The sequence below is a fragment of the Nitrospirota bacterium genome, from assembly GCA_016214385.1.
Classification (GTDB): Bacteria; Nitrospirota; Thermodesulfovibrionia; order UBA6902; family JACROP01; genus JACROP01.
Window position 1 is genome coordinate 1 of record JACROP010000049.1, and the last position, 20,622, is coordinate 20,622.

At 42.0% G+C, this 20,622-nt stretch carries 25 protein-coding genes; 23 read left to right on the plus strand and 2 right to left on the minus strand.

Annotated elements, in window-relative coordinates; genetic code table 11:
- The 7 genes from HZC12_03175 to queC all read left to right on the plus strand — a co-directional run.
- On the plus strand, positions 1-557 hold a 557-nt coding region (locus HZC12_03175; protein ID MBI5025729.1), incomplete at its 5' end, for a CBS domain-containing protein.
- 1 nt (position 558) lies between these two features.
- A complete protein-coding gene (locus tag HZC12_03180; GenBank protein ID MBI5025730.1) occupies positions 559-1,092 on the plus strand; it encodes an HAD-IIIA family hydrolase in 534 nt (177 codons plus the stop codon).
- A complete protein-coding gene (gene pgsA / locus HZC12_03185; protein MBI5025731.1) occupies positions 1,085-1,606 on the plus strand; it encodes a CDP-diacylglycerol--glycerol-3-phosphate 3-phosphatidyltransferase in 522 nt (173 codons plus the stop codon). Before HZC12_03180 ends, pgsA begins: the two co-directional genes overlap by 8 nt.
- Positions 1,607-1,730: 124 nt before the next feature.
- Positions 1,731-2,333, plus strand: a complete 603-nt coding sequence (plsY, locus tag HZC12_03190; GenBank protein MBI5025732.1) for a glycerol-3-phosphate 1-O-acyltransferase PlsY — start codon at positions 1,731-1,733, stop codon at positions 2,331-2,333.
- A gap of 1 nt (position 2,334) precedes the next feature.
- Positions 2,335-4,098 (plus strand): tetratricopeptide repeat protein, encoded by a 1,764-nt coding sequence (locus HZC12_03195; GenBank protein MBI5025733.1) that lies wholly within the window; start codon positions 2,335-2,337, stop codon positions 4,096-4,098.
- The gene (locus tag HZC12_03200; GenBank protein ID MBI5025734.1) at positions 4,089-5,135 is read left to right on the plus strand and encodes a DUF4388 domain-containing protein; all 1,047 of its coding nucleotides are present in this window, start codon (positions 4,089-4,091) and stop codon (positions 5,133-5,135) included. Before HZC12_03195 ends, HZC12_03200 begins: the two co-directional genes overlap by 10 nt.
- Before the next feature lie 139 nt (positions 5,136-5,274).
- Positions 5,275-6,120, plus strand: coding sequence for a 7-cyano-7-deazaguanine synthase QueC (queC, locus tag HZC12_03205; protein MBI5025735.1), 846 nt, complete (start codon positions 5,275-5,277; stop codon positions 6,118-6,120).
- Positions 6,121-6,134: 14 nt separating this feature from the next.
- Here the strand turns inward: queC and coaE are convergent, their stop codons facing one another.
- The gene (gene coaE, locus HZC12_03210; GenBank protein MBI5025736.1) at positions 6,135-6,554 is read right to left on the minus strand and encodes a dephospho-CoA kinase; all 420 of its coding nucleotides are present in this window, start codon (positions 6,552-6,554) and stop codon (positions 6,135-6,137) included.
- A complete protein-coding gene (locus HZC12_03215; protein MBI5025737.1) occupies positions 6,551-6,709 on the minus strand; it encodes a dephospho-CoA kinase in 159 nt (52 codons plus the stop codon). The genes coaE and HZC12_03215 overlap by 4 nt, the downstream gene beginning before the upstream one ends.
- Before the next feature lie 140 nt (positions 6,710-6,849).
- On the opposite strand from HZC12_03215, the gene rpiB reads away from it, so the two are divergent.
- The 16 genes from rpiB to accC all read left to right on the plus strand — a co-directional run bounded on the left by rpiB (position 6,850) and on the right by accC (position 20,370).
- On the plus strand, positions 6,850-7,320 hold the full coding sequence (rpiB, locus tag HZC12_03220) for a ribose 5-phosphate isomerase B (protein MBI5025738.1): 471 nt from the start codon (positions 6,850-6,852) through the stop codon (positions 7,318-7,320).
- Entirely contained in the window at positions 7,317-8,582 is a 1,266-nt protein-coding gene (locus HZC12_03225; protein ID MBI5025739.1) for a serine hydroxymethyltransferase, read from the plus strand. The genes rpiB and HZC12_03225 overlap by 4 nt, the downstream gene beginning before the upstream one ends.
- Positions 8,579-9,055 (plus strand): transcriptional repressor NrdR, encoded by a 477-nt coding sequence (gene nrdR / locus HZC12_03230; protein ID MBI5025740.1) that lies wholly within the window; start codon positions 8,579-8,581, stop codon positions 9,053-9,055. The genes HZC12_03225 and nrdR overlap by 4 nt, the downstream gene beginning before the upstream one ends.
- An 88-nt stretch (positions 9,056-9,143) precedes the next feature.
- Positions 9,144-11,576 (plus strand): ATP-dependent Clp protease ATP-binding subunit, encoded by a 2,433-nt coding sequence (locus HZC12_03235; GenBank protein ID MBI5025741.1) that lies wholly within the window; start codon positions 9,144-9,146, stop codon positions 11,574-11,576.
- 348 nt (positions 11,577-11,924) lie between these two features.
- Positions 11,925-12,773 (plus strand): YicC family protein, encoded by an 849-nt coding sequence (locus HZC12_03240; protein MBI5025742.1) that lies wholly within the window; start codon positions 11,925-11,927, stop codon positions 12,771-12,773.
- A 56-nt stretch (positions 12,774-12,829) separates the two neighbouring features.
- Positions 12,830-13,096 (plus strand): DUF370 domain-containing protein, encoded by a 267-nt coding sequence (locus HZC12_03245; GenBank protein ID MBI5025743.1) that lies wholly within the window; start codon positions 12,830-12,832, stop codon positions 13,094-13,096.
- Positions 13,080-13,700: a guanylate kinase gene (gene gmk, locus HZC12_03250; protein ID MBI5025744.1), complete on the plus strand. Its 621-nt coding sequence runs from the start codon at positions 13,080-13,082 to the stop codon at positions 13,698-13,700. The genes HZC12_03245 and gmk overlap by 17 nt, the downstream gene beginning before the upstream one ends.
- A 3-nt stretch (positions 13,701-13,703) precedes the next feature.
- Entirely contained in the window at positions 13,704-14,108 is a 405-nt protein-coding gene (gene rpoZ, locus HZC12_03255; GenBank protein ID MBI5025745.1) for a DNA-directed RNA polymerase subunit omega, read from the plus strand.
- Positions 14,101-15,132, plus strand: coding sequence for a bifunctional phosphopantothenoylcysteine decarboxylase/phosphopantothenate--cysteine ligase CoaBC (coaBC, locus tag HZC12_03260; protein MBI5025746.1), 1,032 nt, complete (start codon positions 14,101-14,103; stop codon positions 15,130-15,132). The genes rpoZ and coaBC overlap by 8 nt, the downstream gene beginning before the upstream one ends.
- Positions 15,133-15,166: 34 nt before the next feature.
- On the plus strand, positions 15,167-16,093 hold the full coding sequence (locus HZC12_03265; GenBank protein ID MBI5025747.1) for a tetratricopeptide repeat protein: 927 nt from the start codon (positions 15,167-15,169) through the stop codon (positions 16,091-16,093).
- Positions 16,071-16,427, plus strand: a complete 357-nt coding sequence (locus HZC12_03270) for a hypothetical protein (protein MBI5025748.1) — start codon at positions 16,071-16,073, stop codon at positions 16,425-16,427. Before HZC12_03265 ends, HZC12_03270 begins: the two co-directional genes overlap by 23 nt.
- 14 nt (positions 16,428-16,441) lie before the next feature.
- Positions 16,442-16,888 carry a type II 3-dehydroquinate dehydratase gene (aroQ, locus tag HZC12_03275; GenBank protein MBI5025749.1) on the plus strand — a complete coding sequence of 149 codons (447 nt, stop codon included), beginning with the start codon at positions 16,442-16,444 and terminating at the stop codon, positions 16,886-16,888.
- Positions 16,866-17,945, plus strand: coding sequence for an aminopeptidase P family protein (locus HZC12_03280; GenBank protein MBI5025750.1), 1,080 nt, complete (start codon positions 16,866-16,868; stop codon positions 17,943-17,945). The genes aroQ and HZC12_03280 overlap by 23 nt, the downstream gene beginning before the upstream one ends.
- Positions 17,946-18,041: 96 nt before the next feature.
- Entirely contained in the window at positions 18,042-18,602 is a 561-nt protein-coding gene (efp, locus tag HZC12_03285) for an elongation factor P (protein ID MBI5025751.1), read from the plus strand.
- On the plus strand, positions 18,602-19,027 hold the full coding sequence (gene accB, locus HZC12_03290; GenBank protein ID MBI5025752.1) for an acetyl-CoA carboxylase biotin carboxyl carrier protein: 426 nt from the start codon (positions 18,602-18,604) through the stop codon (positions 19,025-19,027). The genes efp and accB overlap by 1 nt, the downstream gene beginning before the upstream one ends.
- Positions 19,024-20,370: an acetyl-CoA carboxylase biotin carboxylase subunit gene (gene accC / locus HZC12_03295; protein MBI5025753.1), complete on the plus strand. Its 1,347-nt coding sequence runs from the start codon at positions 19,024-19,026 to the stop codon at positions 20,368-20,370. The genes accB and accC overlap by 4 nt, the downstream gene beginning before the upstream one ends.
- The last annotated feature ends 252 nt before the right edge of the window (positions 20,371-20,622 follow it).

A 20,622-nucleotide genomic window follows, 5' to 3' on the forward strand; every position in this document is an offset into this window, starting at 1 on the left:
ACATATCTGTTAAAGAAGAGGCATGCCCTTTTGGGATTATTCCCACTGCATCAACTGCAGTCACTATGGCAATGGGTGATGCTTTGGCAGTTGTCCTTCTCACAAAGAGGGGCTTCAAAGAGGAGGATTTTGCTTTTTTCCATCCAGGGGGAAGTTTGGGCAGGAAACTGTTTTTAACGGTTCAGGACCTTATGCATTCAGGTAATGCAGTACCGAGGGTTACAACAGAGACTTTAATGAAAGATGCCATAATTGAGATATCTTCTAAGAGACTGGGTATAACAACTGTTGTTGACAGAGATTTTAAACTCCAGGGAGTTATAACAGACGGGGATTTGCGCAGAGGTCTTGAGAAATGGGGCGAAGGGTTTTTCTCTCTCAAAGCAGAGGATGTCATGACGCGTGATTCAAAAACCATTACCAGAGATATACTTGCAGCTAAAGCGCTGTCTATAATGGAGAGCTATTCTATCACTGCCCTTGTTGTTTTAGACAGTAACAGCAGGGTAGATGGCATCATACATCTTCATGACATTTTAAGGGCTGGCATTGTCTAAGTTGAGATTCGGTAAAGGGCTTAAGGCGAGGGCTAAAAAAATAAGATTGCTTATCCTTGATGTTGATGGAGTATTAACCGATGGGAAAATTATTTTAGATAACACAGGAAATGAAATAAAGTCCTTTTATGTAAGGGATGGTCATGGCATTAAAATGGCAATTAAAGCAGGTTTAAAAGTAGCTATAATAACAGGCAGGGACTCCAGGGTAGTTGAAAGAAGGGCAAAAGAGCTCGGTATCACAGAGCTTTACCAGGGCGTATTCAAAAAGTCAGCAGTCTACGAGTCCCTTCTTAAGAAATATCGCTGTAAAGACGAGAATGTGGCGTTTATGGGAGATGACATTGTGGATTTAGTCCTCCTTAAAAGAGCTGGCCTGCCTGCTGTGCCTGCTGATGCAGATGAGAGTGTTAAAAAATGGGCAGCATTTGTGTCTTCAAAAGAAGGAGGGAAGGGCGCTGCGAGGGAGCTGATCGAACTGATTTTAAAGGCATCAGGTATATGGAATAAAGTGTCAGGAGAGTCCCTTGGTTAATCTGCCCACAATCATCACTGTCAGTAGAATCCTTTTGATACCTTTCTTTGTGTTGCTGGTAGGGCCAAAACCTTTATTAGGGGCATCGCTTTTTGCATTTGCATCTCTTACAGACCTTTTAGATGGTTATTTAGCGAGGAGATCTAAACAGGTAACAAAGCTCGGGATACTCCTTGACCCGCTGGCAGACAAGCTCCTTGTTATTGCTGCTTTAATAGTTCTTGTTGATATAGGACTTATTCCTGCCTGGATAGCAATAGTTATTATAGCGAGAGAGTTCGTGGTGACAGGTTTAAGGATTATTGCACTGTCACGGGATATGATAATCCCTGCTGAACTGGGTGGAAAAATTAAGCTGGTTACCCAGATTGCAGCGATTCTTATCCTGTTTGTGCATCGTTCCTTTTTTGCTTTCGATCTCTACAACATTGGTATTGTTTTGCTCTGGAGCGCGATGATTATTGGCATTGTGTCAGGAGTTCAATATTTTATTTCATTCTGGAGACGTCTGTGATAAAAATTGAAAATGCAAAAGAACAAAAACTTAATTAACCACAGAGAACACAGAGGGCACGGAGAAAAAATAAAAATTATAATTCCCTATGTATTGAAAGATATAGAATTGGGGGAATGCTGAATTGAATTACGAGGTCTTTCTTATAATACTGGTTGCCTACATGATTGGTTGTATTCCTTCAGGTGTCGTTGTAGCGCGGCTGAAGGGTATAGACTTGAGGAAGGTCGGTAGTGGAAACATAGGTGCTACAAATGTTCTAAGGGCAGTCGGCAAGGGGGCTGCTGTCGTTACCCTCCTTGGAGATTCCCTCAAAGGCGCATTTGCTGTTTTGATTTGCAGATATTTTCTGGGTGGCGAAATGTGGGAGGGTATTGCCGGAATTGCAGCTATTTTAGGACATAATTTTTCGATCCTGCTCTCTTTTAAAGGGGGGAAAGGTGTTGCTACAGGCCTTGGAGTCCTTTTTGTTTATAGCCCGATAGTGGCTTTTATAACTCTTGGAATCTGGCTTGCTGTAGCTTTTTCTACAAAATACTCCTCCCTCGCTGCTATAGTGGCCTATAGCATTCTGCCATTAAGTTTTCTTCTCTTTGATGCCTCTAAAGTAAAGGTTGTTGCTGCTGTTATAATTGCGCTCTTGATATTGATAAAACATAAGTCTAATATAAAGAGACTTCTTGTCGGGACAGAGTCAAAGATAGGGGAGAGGATGACGGTTGAATAACATGCTGAAGTATATACTGCTTATGGCCTTGAATATGCTTTTGTTAACAGGAGTTGCCGGGGCTGAAGATACAAAGGGAGTAAAAAGCTCCTCCCTGGAGGCACTTCAGGGAAGTGCTCCATCCATCGCAGAAGAGCACTCTTTAATGGAATATAAGTTTGAAAAAGGCCTGAGAAACCTCCAGCCTCAATCAATGGCCATGATAGAAATGGGGCAGAGGGCGCTGAAAGAAGGAAGGAAAGGAGATGCAATTGCACTTTTTAATGCTGCAAAAAACCTTTCCCCGGATTTGCCACAGACATATTTATACCTGGCTAAGGCCAACCTATCCCCCTCAATAGAGGGGATTTATGCTGCATCAGGGTATTTAATCCAGGCTGCAAAAGCATTTGGCAATAATTTCTGGTGGTCTTTTTTAACAGCAGGAATTTTATCTTTGGCCCTTGTCCTCTCAATTTACTTATCAACGGCTATCTGTATAGCCATTCTCGCGGCCTCAAAACTCCCCATGTTTATTCACGATGTAACCGAAAACAAGAAAAAGATATTATTGCTCGTACCTCCAATTTTTTTGGTCTTTCTGGGGCCAATCTTTGGGGTGCTGGCTTTATTATTACCTTTCTGGGTTTTTTTCAGGAAAAATGAAAAAAGAATTTTTTACTTTATTTTACCCCTTCTAATGGTAATTGTTTTATCCATGCCATTTCTTTCTTCCTTTTTTGGAGCTCTAAACCATTCACCCATTATGCGCATTGTTAAGATTAAAGAAGGTGTTAATACATCTGAAACCCTTGAGGGTATTAAGAATAGTAAACGCTGGGAGCTGGGTTTTGCTTATGCTATAGACCTCAAAAGAAAAGGCCGGTATGAAGAGGCGATAAATGTTTACAAAAGGCTTCTGGGACAGAAGCCAGATGCCAGGGTTTATAATAATCTGGCAAATTGCTATGTCGCCCTGAAGGAATACGATAATGGAATTAGCAATTATAATAAAGCCCTCCGCCTTGCGGAGATGGCCACGACTTACTATAATCTGAGTCAGGTGTATAGAGAGACATTTAGATTTGAAGAAGGAGAGAAATATTATCAGGAGGCATTAAAACTCGATCCCGAAAAAACGGCATATTTTACAACCATCAGCGGACCGTCAATAAATCGTTTTGTTATAGATGAAAACCTCACTGATAAAGAATTGTGGTATTTAACTTTTGATTTATTCTCAGGACATGGCACGCCTTTTGACAGGTTATTTTCTTTTTTTAAGCAGTACTTATTATTGGTCTTTATCCCCCTGTTGTTTATATCGCTGTATACCTACAGTGAATTTTCAGGACACAGGGCTTACCAGTGCAGGAGATGCGGTAGTGTTTACTGTACAAAATGTGAGAGAAAGCTTTCCAGAGATGACGTATGTGTTCGGTGTTACAAAACGCTTGTGAAAATGAATGAGATGGAGCCAAAAGAAAGAGTTAGAAAGCTCCTCGAAATTCAAGGCTTCAAAAACAACAGAAGCTTGAAAATGAAGCTATTGACTATTTTTCTGCCTGGCGGGGGGCATATATATTATGGAAAATCATTGTCGGGATTTGTAATCCTTCTGCTCTCAATATTTTTTGGGAGCCTTGTTATTTTATGGAACCATGTGTCTTTGCCTTTGTCTATGAGTATGATTGTCTTTCCTTTCAGCCTTATATCTGTAACAGGTCTAATTCTCATTTACGGCTTTACTATTATAAGAGTTTTCAGGGGGAGGAGATGGCTTTAGAAGGGTCATTACAGGAATTCGGATTGGCAGATATCCTCCAGCTTGTATATTTTCAGAAAAAGACCGGAATCCTCAGTCTTGAAGGAAGGGCTGATAAGGTCAAACTTCTTTTTGTCAATGGAAACATTACAGGGGCCGAGTCAAGAAAAAGACTCGAAACCAACAGGCTCGGTAAGGTTCTTGTAAAGAAGGGTTATATAACTCAGAGTGATTTAGATTCGATAATTGGTTTGCAGGAGAAAGAGGGAGGCAAATTAGGTCATATTTTGCTCGAAAAGGGATTGATTTCCAGAGAGGCGCTCATAGAAGTCCTCCACGGCCAGATCATTGAAACCGTACTACAACTCTTTGCGTGGAGATATGGCAGCTACGAGTTTGTTACTCAAGGGATTCCTGTGGAGGAGGAACTGCCAGTTTCCCTGGATACGCAACAAGTTCTTATGGAGGGATTGAGGATTGTTGATGAATGGTCTCTTATTGAGGGCAAACTCGATTTAAACACCGTGTTTAAAAAAGTAAGTGACCCCTTGCCTGGGCAAATAAATGCTGATGAGAAGAAAGTCCTCGGTCTTATTGATGGTGAGAGCGATGTAAGCACATTAATCGATGTAAGCGAACTTGATGATTTTGAGACCTCAAAGGCCCTGGTTTCTCTGGAGGAAAAAGGGCTGATAGAGGCTATAGCAATAGAGCCTGTAATAACAGAAAAGGCAAAGCCTGAAAAGCTGTCATTGCTTCCTTTTTACTTAGCAGTCTTTATTGTTTCTCTGTTCGTCTTCATCTTTATGCTCAGAGGCGGGGTTGATGCATTAAAGGCATTTAAAAATTCAGATGTTGCGATGAGAATAGAAAGGCTGAAAGCGGCAGTTGACTTGCATTATTTCAACGCAGGGCAATTCCCTCAGAGCTTAGAACTTATAACAAAGGAGAAAGATCCGTGGGGGAGGCCATATGTTTATAAAATTACTGAAGATGGTTTTAAGCTTTATAGCGTTGGTCCTGATGGAATCGAAGGGACAAAGGATGATGTGTTTTAAGATGCTCTTTCTCATATTGAGTGTGTAGAATTTTCCCTCTCCCCTTGTGGGAGAGGGGATAAAAGAAACAGATTTACCCACTTGAAATGAGAAAGAACCTCTTAAGATTTAATGATTTTAGAAATTAGGATTTAACGAGATGGTAAAACGAGCTGTAATTCTTCTCAGCGGTGGCATTGACTCCGCAACTACCATGGCTCTGGCAAAAAATGAGGGATTTGAATTATATGCAATAAGCTTTGATTATGGGCAGAGGCACAGGCGAGAGCTTGAATCTGCAAAGATGGTTGCATCAAGTCTAAGTGCTAAAAAGCATCTCATTATAAAATTTGACCTCAGAGAGATTGGAGGCTCGGCACTAACGTCGGAGATAGAAGTACCAAAATGCAGTAACGAGTTACGAGTAACGAGTTACGAGTTAAAGGATACAAATGACAAGAAAGACTCGTCACTCGTCACTTGTCACTTGTCACTAATTCCAGTTACTTACGTTCCTGCCCGCAATACCATCTTTCTATCCTTTGCCCTTGCATGGGCCGAGACCCTTGGTGCCGAAGACATTTTCATTGGAGCCAATGCTGTAGACTACAGTGGCTACCCTGATTGTAGACCTGAGTTTTTGAGGGCTTTTGAGGCCATGGCCAACCTTGCCACAAAGGCATCTGTTGAAGGAATGGTCAGATTTAAGATAAACGCACCCTTAGTCAGTTTTACAAAGGCCGAAATTATAAAAAAAGGGTTTGAATTGGGGGTCGATTTCAGTTTAACCTGGAGTTGCTACGACCCCCAGTTAAGTGACAAGTTACAAGTAACAAGTAACAAGTTACAAGATGCAGAAACCTTTGAGAAAGACTTGTCACTCGTCACTCGTCACTCGTTACTGAACTATGTTCCCTGCATGAGATGCGATAGCTGCCTGTTGAGAGCCAGGGGCTTTTTTGAAGCAGGGTTAGAAGACCGGTTAACACTTAAAGCAAAATATTAGATATTTGCTATAACTTATTGTAATAAATTGAAAATACGTCTCACCTGAGTCTTTGTCTTTTCAATAGTTGAATTGTTGTTTATCAGGAAATCTGCAGAGGCTTTTTTTCTGGATATTGGTATCTGGGCCTGCATCCTTTTAATGGCCTCTTCTTTTGGGAAGCCTTTTCTTATAAGGCGGGTAATCGCTGTTTTTTTATTGCAATGGACAACAATAATCCTGTCAAAAATCTTTTCATAGCCGGCCTCAAACAATAAAGGTATTTCAAATAAGATAATTGCGTGAGGATCCTTGAGTAATATCGTTGATTTAATATCCCTTGCAGTTTTCAATACCTCTGGATGAATTATCCTTTCAAGTGTTTTTCGTTTCTCAGGGTCATTAAAAATCATGGAGGCCAGGCGCTTTTTATCTACAACATATTTTTTTGTTATAACCTCTTTACGATTCTGTTTATCGTTTCAGGCTTTTTAAAAATATCACGGACAAGTTCGTCAGCATCGATTGTATAAGCCCCCAGGGTTTTAAAGAGCCTTAGAACAGTGCTTTTCCCCATTCCAAAATTACCGGTAAGAGCAACAAATGGCATAGTGAATTATAACAGAATTTATCTATTCAATGCCTTGACTTACACATATCAGGCTGATAATATAATTCAACTTACTCTTTCGCCTCGGCGAATCAGTCGTTGCGACTGTCGTACCGACAGACGAGTCTGATGAGGTCAGGATGAAAATTGCAATAGGCTGTGACCACGCTGGAGTTGATTTAAAAGTAGAGATACTTTCTGTGCTTGAGGAGCTCGGTATCGAATGGAAAGATTTTGGGACTGATGGAAGAGAGTCTGTGGATTACCCTGACTTTGGAGAGCGTGTCTCAGAGGCTGTGGCCCGAGGAGATTTTGAAAGAGGAATTTTGATTTGCGGCACAGGGATTGGAATGTCTATTGTTGCGAATAAATTCCCTGGCATAAGGGCTTCTCTGTGCAATGACCTTTTTTCTGCAAAGATGAGCAGGCTTCATAACGATGCCAATCTCCTGATCCTTGCGGGCAGGATAATAGGAAAGGACCTTGCAAAAGAAATAGTAAAAACATGGTTTACCACGCCTTTCGAGGGTGGCAGGCATCAGGCAAGGCTTAATAAGATTAAAGCAATAGAGGCGAGGCTAAAAGATTTCGGTAGCAGGGCAACTCGATGAACCTTAGAGAACTGAAAAGCACTGACCCTGAAATTTATGAAGCAGTTATAAATGAGATTGAGCGTGAAAAAAATAAAATTGTCCTTATAGCCTCTGAGAATTATGCAAGCAGGGCTGTTCTTGAGGCCCAGGGTTCAATCTTCACCAATAAGTATGCTGAAGGTTATCCTGGAAGGCGTTATTATGGTGGCTGCGAATATGCTGATATAGTCGAGTCCCTGGCTATAAAAAGGGCCAAAGAGCTTTTTGGCGCAGAGCATGTGAATGTTCAGCCCCATTCAGGGACTCAGGCCAATATGGCGGTGTATTTTGCATTCCTCAAGCCAGGAGACACAATACTCGGCATGAGCCTTAGCCACGGTGGTCACCTTTCTCACGGAGCATCCATAAACTTTTCAGGTCTTTTTTATAAGACTTATTTTTATGGGGTTGATAAAGTCTCAGGCCTTATTGATTATGATGAGGTAAGGCGCCTTACAAAAGAACACAGACCCAAAATGGTTCTTGTTGGTGCAAGCGCCTATTCGCGTACACTTGATTTCAAGGCTTTTTCAGAAATAGCAAAAGAAGTGGATGCGTACCTCCTGGCTGATATAGCCCATATTGCCGGTCTTATTGCTACAGGGCTTCATCCATCACCTGTTCCTTATGCTGACTTTGTAACTACCACGACTCATAAGACACTCAAAGGACCGAGAGGCGGTATGATAATGTGCAAAGCAGAATATGCAAAGGCGATAGATAAAATGGTTTTCCCGGGGATACAGGGAGGACCTCTTGTTCATGTGATTGCCGCAAAGGCAGTGGCTTTAAAAGAAGCCCAGTCTGAAGATTTCAGGGAGTATCAGGCTCAGGTTGTCAGGAATGCAAAAAAAATAGCCGAAGAACTTATGGCGAGAGATTTCAGAATTATATCAGGTGGCACAGATACTCACCTGATACTTATAGACCTTACAAATAAGGCAATCACAGGAAAAGACGCTGAAACGGCCCTTGACAGGGCGGGAATTACTGTGAATAAAAACTCAATCCCTTATGATGATAAACCGGCCACAATAACCAGTGGCATAAGGATAGGCACTCCGATAGTCACCAGCCGTGGCATGAAAGAGTCAGAGATGGCAATGATAGCCAAGCTCATTTCTGATGTAATAGATAACTTTCAGGACGAGACAGTAATAAGGCAGGTTAGGGAAAGAGTCAGGGTATTATGCCAGGAGTTCCCGGTATACAGCGAGATACTTAACGCCGCACAGCTATGAAGTGCCCTTTTTGTGGACATATAGAAGATAAAGTTATTGACTCGCGTTTAAGCAAAGATGGGGATGTTATCAGGAGGAGGCGTGAGTGCTTGAAGTGCGAGGGTCGCTCCACGAGTTATGAGAGGATAGAAGAAATCCTGCCTGTTGTTGTTAAAAAAGATGGAAGGAGAGAGCCCTTTGACCGCCAGAAAATCCTCCACGGCCTTGAAAAAGCATGTGAAAAAAGGCCTATTAGTGTTGAAGCAAGAGAATCACTTGTTGACAGGATTGAAAAGAGACTTCAGGAATCCGGCGAAAAAGAGGTGCCAAGTTCATGGATAGGAGGACAGATAATGGCAGGCCTGAGGGAGATTGACGATGTTGCTTATGTCAGATTTGCTTCGGTCTATAGGCAGTTCAAGGATATAAAAGAATTCATGGAAGAACTCAAGGTGCTATTTGACGACAAAAAGGGGATTAAAAGACCAGGTTGACAATACAAATAGAAAAGGATATTATTTTCTTAGGGAGTTGAAGTTTTGTATGGAGTGAAGATTTGCAGAGGCGAAAGGATTAGAATTTATGTTTGAGAAATTTACAGAAAGAGGTAGAAAGGTTATTATTTATGCCAGAGAAGAAGCTGAAAAACGCCAGAACGATTACCTCGGTACAGAGCATCTTCTTCTGGCTGTCCTGAGGGAAGAAGACAGCCTGCCAGTTATAATACTTAAAAAGATTGGGCTGTCAATAGATGAAATTAAGATTGAGGTAGAAAGAAACCTGCCGTCAGGCACAAATATCCTTACCTTTGGCGATATACCATTTACTCCGAGGGCGAAAAAGGTTCTGGAATTAGCAGTTGAAGAGGCTCGGCTTTTAGGCCATAGCTACATAGGAAGTGAGCACCTGCTCCTCGGACTTATAAGAGAGGAGGAAGGTATTGCAGGGAAAATTTTACGCAGCCTTGGGGCAAATCTTTTAGGTGCCAGGCAGCTCGCTATAAATCTGGCTCTCAGGGGGCAGCCAGTAGGAAAAGAAAAGAGAAGCCATACCCCGGCCCTGGATGAATTTGGCAGAGATTTAACTCAACTCGCGAGAGAAAATAAGCTCGACCCTGTTATAGGCCGCGAGAATGAGATAGAAAGGGTTTTACAGATCCTATGCCGCAGGATAAAAAACAATCCGGCTATTATTGGAGAATCCGGAGTTGGAAAAACAGCTATTGTGGAGGGCCTTGCTCAGAGAATCGTGGCAGAAGACGTTCCAGAGAATCTCCAGAATAAAAGAATTGTTGCCCTTGACTTAGGGGCTCTTATAGCAGGCACGAAATACCGGGGACAGTTTGAAGAGAGATTGAAAATCGTAATGAGAGAGATAGTCCAGTCTGATAATGTGATTCTATTTGTAGATGAGATGCATACCCTGGTTGGAGCAGGAGCTGCCGAGGGCTCGATTGATGCTTCAAGCATGTTGAAGCCTGCCCTTTCAAGGGGCGAAATCCAATGCATTGGTGCTACGACACCTGATGAATACAGGAAATATATAGAAAAAGATGGCGCTCTGGAACGCCGCTTCCAACCTATATACCTACAACCTCCATCAGTAGATGAGACCATAAAAATACTAAAGGGGCTAAGGAGTAAATATGAGGCCCACCACAGGGTAAAGGTAGGCGATGGGGCAATTGCATTTGCCGTGAACCTTTCTGACAGATATATAACAGAGAGATTTTTACCTGATAAGGCTATTGATATCATAGATGAGACAGGGGCGAGAATTAAGCTCAAGAGGTTTACAACGCCTCCGGAATTAAAAGATTTAGAGAGGGATTTAAAGAGATTGAACAGGGAGAAGAATCTCTATGTGAAACTCCATGATTTTGATAAAAGCGCCTCTATAAAGAATGAAGAAGAGCGTGTGAAAAGATTATATGAGGAGCTTTACAGGAGATGGAGAGAGAATCAGCAAAAAGAAATACCCCTTGTTAGAGAAGAGGATATATCATATACTGTTTCAAAAATTACAGGCATTCCACTTTCTAAGCTTGAAGAAAAAGAATCTGAAAAACTCCTGCGTATGGAAGATGAGTTGCATAAAAGGATAATTGCGCAGGAAGAAGCTGTGAAGGCAATCTCACGTGCAATTAGAAGGTCAAGGGCGGGATTAAAAGCCAGGAAGCGGCCAATAGGTTCTTTCTTTTTCCTCGGCCCAACAGGTGTCGGTAAGACCGAACTTGCCAAGGCCCTCGCCGAGTTTCTTTTCAACGATGAAAGTGCTCTGATAAAGATTGATATGTCTGAATACATGGAGAGGTTTAATGTATCACGCCTTACAGGTGCACCTCCTGGGTATGTTGGTTATGAAGAGGGAGGGCAGCTTACAGAAAAGGTCAGAAGAAGACCTTATTCTGTTGTGCTCTTTGATGAAATCGAGAAGGCTCACCCTGATGTCTTTAATGTTTTGCTCCAGGTACTTGATGAAGGGGTGCTTACAGATAGTTTCGGCAGGAAGGTAGATTTTAGAAACACTGTTATAATAATGACCTCCAATCTCGGCGCCAGGATTATTGAGAAAGCCACGCCATTAGGTTTCCAGAAGGTGGTACCTGAAGATACCTATAAAAAGATTAAGGACAGTGTTCTTTCAGAGCTAAAAAAGACATTCAACCCCGAGTTTATTAACAGGGTAGATGAAATAATAGTATTCCATCAGCTTGAGAAGGAACACCTGATAAAGATAATAGACCTGCTTATAATTGAGGTCAACAAACAACTCCTTGACCGCGACTTAGCAATAGAGGTAAGCCCTGATGTAAAAGAGTGGCTTATCCAGACCAGTTATCAACCTGCTTATGGTGCAAGACCTCTGAGGAGTGCTGTACAGAGAAATATAGAGGACCCTTTATCCGAGGAGATCCTCAAGGGGCGTTTCAAGGATGAAAAGAAGATAAAAGTCATTCTTGAAGGCGATACCCCTGTTTTTGTTGAGAGTGAAGTAGAGGCTCTTGTTAATTAACTGCCCTGACTCCCAATCTCAGGCATCCCTCTGGCTTGTCCAGCATCCTTCCGACTTGTCCGGAATCGTAAAGAAAGATTCCCGACAAGCGGGAATGACACCTGCATTGAGGCAATAACATAAAACCGGACATTTCTAAATTGGCTTGACATACAATATCCCAAATTTCGATATAGAGATTCTCAAAAGTACCGAAACTTAGTAGTCTCGGCGGTCATTGTTTTTTAACCTTTTAGGACTCCGAAAACTTTCGGAGTCCTACCTGTATCTGGTTTTTCTAAATCGGAATTTGGGAATATTTGTATGATTGACTTCTTTTCATGAATTATCTTATATTTAAGTTTAATCATGATTCAGTCAATGACCGGTTATGGCAGAGGTAATCGCGGTTGCTTCGGGGTGGAGGTAAGGGCTTCAAATTATAGGTATCTGGATATTCAAATGAAGATGCCCCAGTCCCTGTACTTTTATGAAACTGAATTAAGGAGACTGATAAGAGAGAGATTCTCAAGGGGGCGATTCGAGGTGCTGGTATCAAAAACAGGTGAAGATGGGGTTAAGATAAAAATTAATAGACCCCTTGCAAAAGAACTTTATAACGCGATTAACTCTTTGAGGGCCGAGCTGTCCATACCGGGAGATATTGGTATTGAAGTCCTGACATCGCAAAAGGACATTTTTACTGTTGAAGAGCCAACATATGATCCCACCGACTTGACAGGGGCATTCAATGAGGCATTAAATGAACTCGAAAAATTGAGGGTTGAAGAGGGCGAGAGTCTTGCAGAAGAAATAGTTAAAAGGGTCCAGCTTATTAAAGAATATCTAAAACAGATTGAAGATAAAAGGGCCGACTCTATTGCAAATACCAGAACCCTTTTGATGCAAAGATTGAAAGAATTTCTTGGCGACACGGCTATTGACGATTCACGTTTAATTCAGGAGGTGGCCCTGTTAGTTGATAAATCAGACATAACAGAGGAACTTGTGAGGATAAAGGTTCACATCCGTCAGATAGAGCATACCATTAAAGAAGGCGGTTTTGTGGGGAAAAAAATAGACTTTTTCCTACAGGAAATAAACCGTGAAGTAAATACAACAGGGTCAAAGGCTTGTTCTTCGGATATTTCGGTAGCGGTTGTGGAGATAAAGAGTGAACTTGAAAAAATACGTGAGCAGGTTCAGAATTTGCAATAACCTCCCACTCCTTAATTTCCCGATCTTAAAAAGGGGATACGATGAGAAAAAATGATTTGGGCCTAAGGCTTGTAAATATTGGTTTTGGCAATGTAGTCTCATCAGTGAGGGTTATAGCAATTGTTACACCAGGGTCGGCTCCAATAAAAAGAATGCGTGAAGAGGCCAGAGAGAGAGGAAAACTTATTGATGCGACAGAGGGGCGGAGGACGAGGGCTATAATAATTACAGACAGTGACCATGTGATACTTTCCGCTCTCCAGGCTGAAACAATTACACAGAGATTTTCCCTTGAGGGTAGAGAGGGTGCAAAAGGAAACTAAAGGAAAGTTATTTATTATTTCGGCACCTTCAGGCGCCGGTAAAACAACTCTCTGTCAGGAGCTAAGCCGGATCGTCCCCAACCTTAAACATTCAGTTTCATACACCACGAGGGCCGCAAGGCCAGGTGAAACAAATGGTGCCCACTATAATTTTATAAGCGAGCGCCAGTTTAAAAAAATGGTTGAAAGGGGTGAGTTTGCTGAGTGGGCAGTTGTCCACGGGAACCTCTACGGAACTGCTATAGCTGATTTAGAAAAAATGAGAAAAGACGGGTGCGATGTTATATTAGATATTGATACGCAAGGTGCTGCGCAGATAAGACGCAAGTTCAATGATGGGATTTATATTTTTATCTTGCCTCCTTCAATATCTGTGTTGGAAGAAAGATTAAAGAAACGCATGTCAGATTCAGATTTAGAGATAAAAAGGCGTCTTGAAAGGGCAAAAGAAGAGATTACAAGATACCCTGAATATGATTTCATAGTTATAAATGATGAGTTTGATAATGCCCTCGATAAATTAAAAAGCATAGTGATAGCAAAAAGGATAGAGACTAAAAATATAGATCCAGCATGGATCGAAGAAAACTTTTACAGGAGGTAAAAAATGGATATAGTTTCACTACCCATTGAATTTGAAAGAGAAAAAATCGAGGGCCGCTACAGGCTTGTGGTCGCCGCCTCGCAGAGGGCGCGGGATTTGTCTCAGGGTTCACAGCCGAAAGTTCAGACCAAGGCAAAGAAAATGGCTACCATTGCCTTAGAGGAGGTGCTTTCAGGCTCTGTCAGTTTTATTACAGGAGAAGCGGCCAGGAAAGCGAAAGAAGAATATAAACGTCTGAGTTTTGAGCGGATGGCCGAAGAGGCTAAAAAGAGAGAAGCTATGCCAGAAGAGTTAACAGAACTCGAGAAGGAATTAAAGGTATATCTCCATGAAAAGGAAGAGCGAGAGACTAAAAAGGCAATAGAAGATATATTTGGAGAAAAAGGTTCTGCGGAAGACAGTGCTTAAAGGGAAAAACGTTCTATTAGGGGTAACCGGCAGTATCGCTGCTTACAAGTCGGTTGATCTTGTAAGAAGACTTAAAAAGGAGGGTGCTGAGGTCACTGTTGTCATGACAAAAGCAGCCTGCCGTTTTATTTCCCCGGCGGTCTTTGAGGTCGCCTCTGGAGGTCGTGTTTACACGGATATTTTTACAGACCCACTCAGTCATATTTCTCTCCCGGAAAAATCATCGATTTTTGTTATAGCGCCTGCAACTGCAAACATAATTAACAAGATTTCCTGTGGAATCGCCGATGATATGCTGAGCACCATATGGCTTGCCTATAAAGGACCTGCTGTTATAGCTCCGGCTATGAACTGGAGGATGTACGAAAATCCAATTGTAGAAAAAAACATTAAGGCATTAAATGCCCGGGGTGTAAATTTTGTTGGCCCTGAAATCGGGAGTCTGGCCTGTGGAGATGAAAAGATCGGGAGGATGTCTGAGGTGACTGGCATTGTTGAGGCCATGGTATCTGCTCTTTCAACAAAGGATCTGTCAGGACAGACAGTATTGGTTACAGCAGGGCCTACACGTGAACCCATAGACCCAATAAGGTTCATCTCTAACAGGTCATCAGGGAAGATGGGTTTTGCCCTTGCCCGGGTTGCTCTCAGGAGAGGGGCAAAGGTGATTCTTATAAGCGGCCCTACCTCTTTAATACCACCGCGGGATGCGCTGTTTACTTTTGTTGAGAGGGCAGAAGATATGAGGGATGCAGTCATCAGGCATTTCAAAGTGTCTGATATTGTTATAATGGCAGCAGCAGTATCAGATTTTTGTTTAGCTACTGAAAGCAATACTAAAATAAAAAAAAGAGACACTTTAAGCCTGTCTTTAAAAAGCACTGAGAAGGGAGCTGGCTTTGATTCTGATACCAATATTGTTACCATTATAGATAAAAAGGGAAGTGTGGTAAACTATCCCATAATGACAAAGGGGGAGGTTGCAGGCATTATTTTTGATAGGATTATTCAACTCAAAGCTTGACTTTTCATTATTTTCTGATAAAATTCTTTACACAATGGCGCAAGAAGACATAGAAAAATTAAAAGAAAAAGTTGAGAGGGATCCAAATTCAACTCTGTTTGTCCCGCTTGCAGAAGAATATAAAAAAGCCGATATGGTTGATGAGGCTATTAAAGTACTTCTATCTGGCCTTGAGCGCCATCCAAGTTATATGAGTGCCAGGGTGGCCCTCGGTAAGATATATATCCATAAAGGAATGACACAGGAAGCCATGGAAGAATTTGAAAAAGTGGTGAAGGCTGTACCTGACAACCTTTTTGCCCATAAAAGGCTTGCTGAGATATATCATAGCCTTGGAGAAAGACAGAAAGCTCAAAATGAGTGTAAGATTATCCTCGACCTGAATCCCGGCGATGAGGAGGTTAAAACACTGCTTGAAGGTTTGAAAGAAGAAGTGGGGGAAGAAAAAGCTGAAAAAGCAGTAGAACCTGTACTCTCTGAGGTCTCCGGGGAGGAGACCCATGCGGTGCCATCTGAAGAATCAGCCGAGGAGAAAGAGGGGGCAGTGTATGAAATTTATGAGGAGGTAAGTGGTTCTGAGCTTGGAATAGAGGTACCAGAAAAGCTTACACCTGTTAATGAGGAGCCAGAAAGCGAAGAGCTAAGAGAATTTAAAGAAGCCTTACGTTTGAAGTCCGGGGAAACCATTGCATCTGAAGAAGGAAAAAAACCTGAGGTATCTATATCAACCGAAACAATGGCAGATATATTTATCTCTCAGGGCCTTTATGATAGAGCAATGGGAATTTATCGTGAACTTTTATCGGCAGATCCTCAGAACAGCAAGATAATCCAGCGGCGTGAGGAACTAAAGATGCTTATTAATCTTGCAGGATATAAGGAAGATACATCTGTTAGCAGGCTTACAGATTTTTTAAACAGGATAAAACGGAGAGGAGATGAGTTTCGAGAAAATCCTTAAAGAGGCAGTTGAAAGAGTCGATGGTGCGAGTGCTGCAATGATATTAGGTGCAGACGGGATCACTGTGGAAGAGTATTCTACAGAAAAACTTATAGACCTTGCAGGCCTTGGGGCTGAGGCATCGGTTTTTATAAAAGACATTAATCGAGCTTCTGAGACACTGGGCCTTGGTGATGCAAAAGAGTTCTCTATTATCTCTGATACATGTGGCATTATCCTCAGGCGTATCAATTTAGATTATTTTGCTGTCCTTGTCATTAAGCCAGATGGGAACTATGGCAAAGCCAGATTTGTTTTAAAAAGCTGTATCCCAGAACTGGAAAAAGAACTCTAACCCGACCAGCAATGATAAATATCCTGATAATTCATGGCCCCAACCTAAATCTACTCGGTTTCAGGGAGAAGGATATTTATGGCACTCTTACCCTGAAAGAAATTGATGCCTCCCTTATGGCACTGGCAAAAGAACTTGCAATAGAGCTAACAATTCGCCAGTCTAATCATGAGGGTGAAATAGTAGAAATAATCCAGAATGCAAAAGAATACGATGCAATAGTAATAAACCCTGCGGCATACACACATACGAGTATTGCAATAAGGGATGCCCTATTAGCCGTCGGTGTGCCTGCAGTGGAGGTCCATCTATCCAATATTCATAGTCGGGAAGAATTCAGACAAAAATCCCTGATAGCTCCGGTTGCAGCAGGGCAGATCTCGGGATTTGGACCGGAAAGCTATTTGCTTGGATTAAGGGCCGCCGCATACATTGCGAATGCAAAAAAATGCCATACTTGAACAGATTCTTACTGTGGCAGGGATTGACGGATTTCTTGTTACAGATATAAAGAATCTTAGATATATAACTGGTTTTACCGGTTCATCAGGTTTCCTAATTGTGAATGCAAGAAAATCAGTGTTTGTTACTGATTTCAGGTATAAAGAGCAGGCCAAAGAAGAGGTTAAGGGTTTTTCAATAAAGATTGAAAAGGACAAATTACAGACGATAAATGAGATTGTGAATGCCCTTAAGATAAAAAAACTTGGTTTTGAAGCCGGCGCAGTTAGTTTTGAAACTTATAGAAAACTTTCGAAAAAAGGGATAAAGTTTAAGGGCTATACGAATTTAATTGAGGATATGAGGGCAATAAAATCACAGCATGAGATTGCATCCATAAAAACAGCAGTCAGGAGGGCAGAGAAGGCCTTCATGAGGGTTGTCCCTTACATAAGACCAGGCGTAAAGGAGCAGGAACTTTCCATAAGGCTCGAGTGCTTGCTTAAAGAAGAAGGTTGCAAAACACTTCCCTTTGAGGTTATAGTAGCCTCTGGACCGAGATCCTCCCTGCCCCATGCCAGACCTTCAGGCAGAGTTTTGAGAAAAGGAGATATTGTGCTTTTCGATTGGGGAGGCGAATCTAATGGATATTTTTCTGATATGAGCAGGACCATTCTTTTAGACGGCAGGGGTCGCAAAAAATCAAAGATTCGTACCGAAAGGCTTCAGATTTTCTCTACAGTTCTTGAATCTCAGAAAATGGCAATTAAAGCCATAAGGCCAGGGGTTGCTGCCAGGAGTATCGATGCCATTGCGAGAAATTTTATAAAAAGGGCAGGGTATGGCAGATATTTCGGTCATGGTACAGGCCATGGAATTGGCCTGTCTGTTCACGAAGCTCCAATAATATCATGGCGCAGCAAAGAGTCCTTAAAGGAAGGCATGGTTTTCACCATTGAGCCAGGCATTTATATCCCCGGACTCGGTGGTGTAAGGATTGAGAATATGGTTGTGGTTAAAAGTGACAGTGTTGAGGTATTGAATAAATTACCTGAAGAGATAAGGCTCTCATCGTAAAAAAGACATGATCTTGCTGGAGAGGATCTCTCCAACATCCCCTCTCCCCTTGTGGGAGAGGGTTAGGGTGAGGGGTATGAGATCAGGAGGCTTTGATTGATTTCTACAAATGAATTCAGAAGGGGTACCAAGATTAAACTCAGGGGAGAACCATACGAGGTGGTTGATTTCCAGCATGTGAAGATAGGCAGGGGAGGTGCTTTTGTAAGGGCAAAAATCAGGAATCTAAAGTCAGCAAGTATTACTGAGGAAACTTTCAAGGCAGATGAAAAGATTGAGACTCCGGATCTCGAAGAAAAAAACATGCAATATATTTATAGCCAGGGTGACCTGTATTATTTTATGGATACGGAGAATTTTGAACAGTTTATATTGACCCCTGAGCAATTGGGCAATAGCAGAAAGTTTCTTAAAGAGAATATGGTAGTGAAAATTCTTTACCACGAGGATTCTCCAATAGCCGTTGAGCTACCTATATTTGTAGAGCTAAAGATTATAAAGACCGATCCTGGGATAAGGGGCGATACCGCCAGTGGTGGCAGCAAACCAGCCATCTTGGGATCAGGGTTAATTATAAAGGTGCCATTACATCTCAATGAAGGCGATATAGTAAAAGTTGACACAAGGACGTCTGAGTATATAGAAAGGGTGAAATAATGGAACTTGATGAAATAAAACAGTTGCTGGAACTTTTACGGGATACTGATATAACAGAGTTACAGGTTGAAAGGGATGGTGCCAAGATAAGAATAAAAAGAGAAAAGTTCTTATCTTCCATTGAAATCCCTCAGCCAAGAAGACCAATCCAGGCTGAAGCAAAAGAAGAAGAGATACAGAGACTTACAACCGTCACTTCTCCTATTGTCGGAACCTTTTACAGAGCCTCTTCACCAGAAGGGTCTCCCTTTGTGGAAATGGGTAATACAGTGAAAAAAGGTCAGGTTTTATGTCTCATCGAGGCAATGAAACTGATGAATGAGATTGAAAGCGAGATCGACGGCATTATAGCTAAAATCTTAGTTGACAATGGCCAGCCTGTGGAATACGGAGAACCCCTTTTCCTCATTGAGCCGCTGTCATGAGTTTTTTCAAAAAGCTTCTTATAGCAAATCGAGGCGAAATAGCAGTCAGGATTATACAGGCATGCCGCGAGCTCGGTATAAAAACAGTTGCTGTCTACTCGGATGTGGAAAAAGACTCCCTGCATGTAAGACTGGCTGATGAAGCCATATGTATCGGGCCTGCTATCTCCACACAGAGTTATCTTAATATCCCTGCAATAATAAGTGCTGCAGAAATAACCGATTCAGAAGCTATTCATCCGGGCTATGGTTTTTTGGCTGAGAACCCTCATTTTGCCGAGGCATGTCTTACCTCAGGGATAACATTTATTGGTCCAAGCCCTGAAGTCATCAGGCTTGGCGGCGATAAGGCAAAGGCAAGGCAGATAATGAAGAGGAAGGGGGTTCCGGTTGTCCCTGGCAGCGATGGCCCCTTAATTGACGAAGATATGGCGCTCAAGGTTTCGAGAAAAATAGGGTTTCCTGTTGTGCTCAAGGCCTCTGCAGGTGGTGGGGGCAAGGGAATGAGGATAGTTTACGAGGAAAAGGACATGGAACAGGCGTATTATATGGCCCAGCGTGAGGCCCTTGCCTGTTTTGGAAATGGTGAGCTTTACGTTGAAAAATATATACCTGAGATAAGACACATCGAGGTTCAAATTCTCGCTGACAGCAAGGGCAATATGGTCCACCTTGGAGAAAGGGACTGCTCTGTACAGAGGCGGCATCAGAAGCTCATCGAGGAAGCTCCATTTGCCTTTTCTACCCCTAAATTCAGGAAAAAAATAGGAGAGATGGCTATAAGAGCTGCAAAAGCCATAAGATATAAAAATGCAGGTACAATCGAGTTTATTGTGGATAAAGAGGGTAACTGTTATTTTATGGAAATTAATGCCAGGGTGCAGGTCGAACACCCGATTACCGAGATGATTACAGGCATTGATATTATCAAAGAACAAATAAGAATCGCATCAGGACAGCCGCTCGGCTACAAACAGCAGGATATAAAATTCTACGGACACAGTATAGAATGCAGGATAAATGCAGAGGACGCTGAAAGGTTTATGCCATCTCCGGGGAAAATAACCACGTTTATTCTGCCTGGAGGCCCTGGCGTCAGGGTTGATTCAGCAGCTTATTCAAACTGGGTCGTCCCTCCGTTTTATGATTCCCTTATCGCAAAACTTATTGTCCATGCCAGAGACAGGCAGGAGGCTCTTTCAAGGATGAGCAGGGCACTTAGAGAATTTATCATTGATGGCATAAAAACCACCATACCTTTCCACCAGAAAGTCCTGAATGATCCTGATTTTATAAACGGCAGTTTTAACACCAGTTTCCTTGATAAGTATAACAATAAATAAAAGATAGGAATAAACCCGAAAAATGCGTTAACCACAGGCGATTGAACATATTTAGTTCAACACAGTTAGACTATATTTTTACCACGAAGAGCACGAAGGTCACGAAGATTTTACAAGACAAATCTCTTGTTATGCCTTTCTTTTTCACTTCGTGTTCTTCGTGTCCTTTGTGGTTTAATTTTTCTTAGTCTAACAAAATGGTTTTAAAGTTGTTCAAAGTTGTTTAAAATTGTCTGCTTTGAACTTTTGAAC

Excerpts from the sequence above, each read along its gene's own strand:
- HZC12_03225 (MBI5025739.1), top strand. The coding sequence starts at position 7,317 with ATGAACCTTAGAGAACTGAAAAGCACTGACCCTGAAATTTATGAAGCA.
- nrdR (MBI5025740.1), top strand. The coding sequence starts at position 8,579 with ATGAAGTGCCCTTTTTGTGGACATATAGAAGATAAAGTTATTGACTCG.
- rpoZ (MBI5025745.1), top strand. The coding sequence starts at position 13,704 with ATGGATATAGTTTCACTACCCATTGAATTTGAAAGAGAAAAAATCGAG.
- HZC12_03215 (MBI5025737.1), bottom strand. The coding sequence starts at position 6,709 with ATGCCATTTGTTGCTCTTACCGGTAATTTTGGAATGGGGAAAAGCACT.
- HZC12_03280 (MBI5025750.1), top strand. The coding sequence starts at position 16,866 with ATGCAAAAAAATGCCATACTTGAACAGATTCTTACTGTGGCAGGGATT.
- rpiB (MBI5025738.1), top strand. The coding sequence starts at position 6,850 with ATGAAAATTGCAATAGGCTGTGACCACGCTGGAGTTGATTTAAAAGTA.
- accB (MBI5025752.1), top strand. The coding sequence starts at position 18,602 with ATGGAACTTGATGAAATAAAACAGTTGCTGGAACTTTTACGGGATACT.
- accC (MBI5025753.1), top strand. The coding sequence starts at position 19,024 with ATGAGTTTTTTCAAAAAGCTTCTTATAGCAAATCGAGGCGAAATAGCA.
- HZC12_03200 (MBI5025734.1), top strand. The coding sequence starts at position 4,089 with ATGGCTTTAGAAGGGTCATTACAGGAATTCGGATTGGCAGATATCCTC.
- HZC12_03265 (MBI5025747.1), top strand. The coding sequence starts at position 15,167 with ATGGCGCAAGAAGACATAGAAAAATTAAAAGAAAAAGTTGAGAGGGAT.
- HZC12_03235 (MBI5025741.1), top strand. The coding sequence starts at position 9,144 with ATGTTTGAGAAATTTACAGAAAGAGGTAGAAAGGTTATTATTTATGCC.
- HZC12_03195 (MBI5025733.1), top strand. The coding sequence starts at position 2,335 with ATGCTGAAGTATATACTGCTTATGGCCTTGAATATGCTTTTGTTAACA.
- queC (MBI5025735.1), top strand. The coding sequence starts at position 5,275 with ATGGTAAAACGAGCTGTAATTCTTCTCAGCGGTGGCATTGACTCCGCA.
- HZC12_03240 (MBI5025742.1), top strand. The coding sequence starts at position 11,925 with ATGATTCAGTCAATGACCGGTTATGGCAGAGGTAATCGCGGTTGCTTC.
- HZC12_03270 (MBI5025748.1), top strand. The coding sequence starts at position 16,071 with ATGAGTTTCGAGAAAATCCTTAAAGAGGCAGTTGAAAGAGTCGATGGT.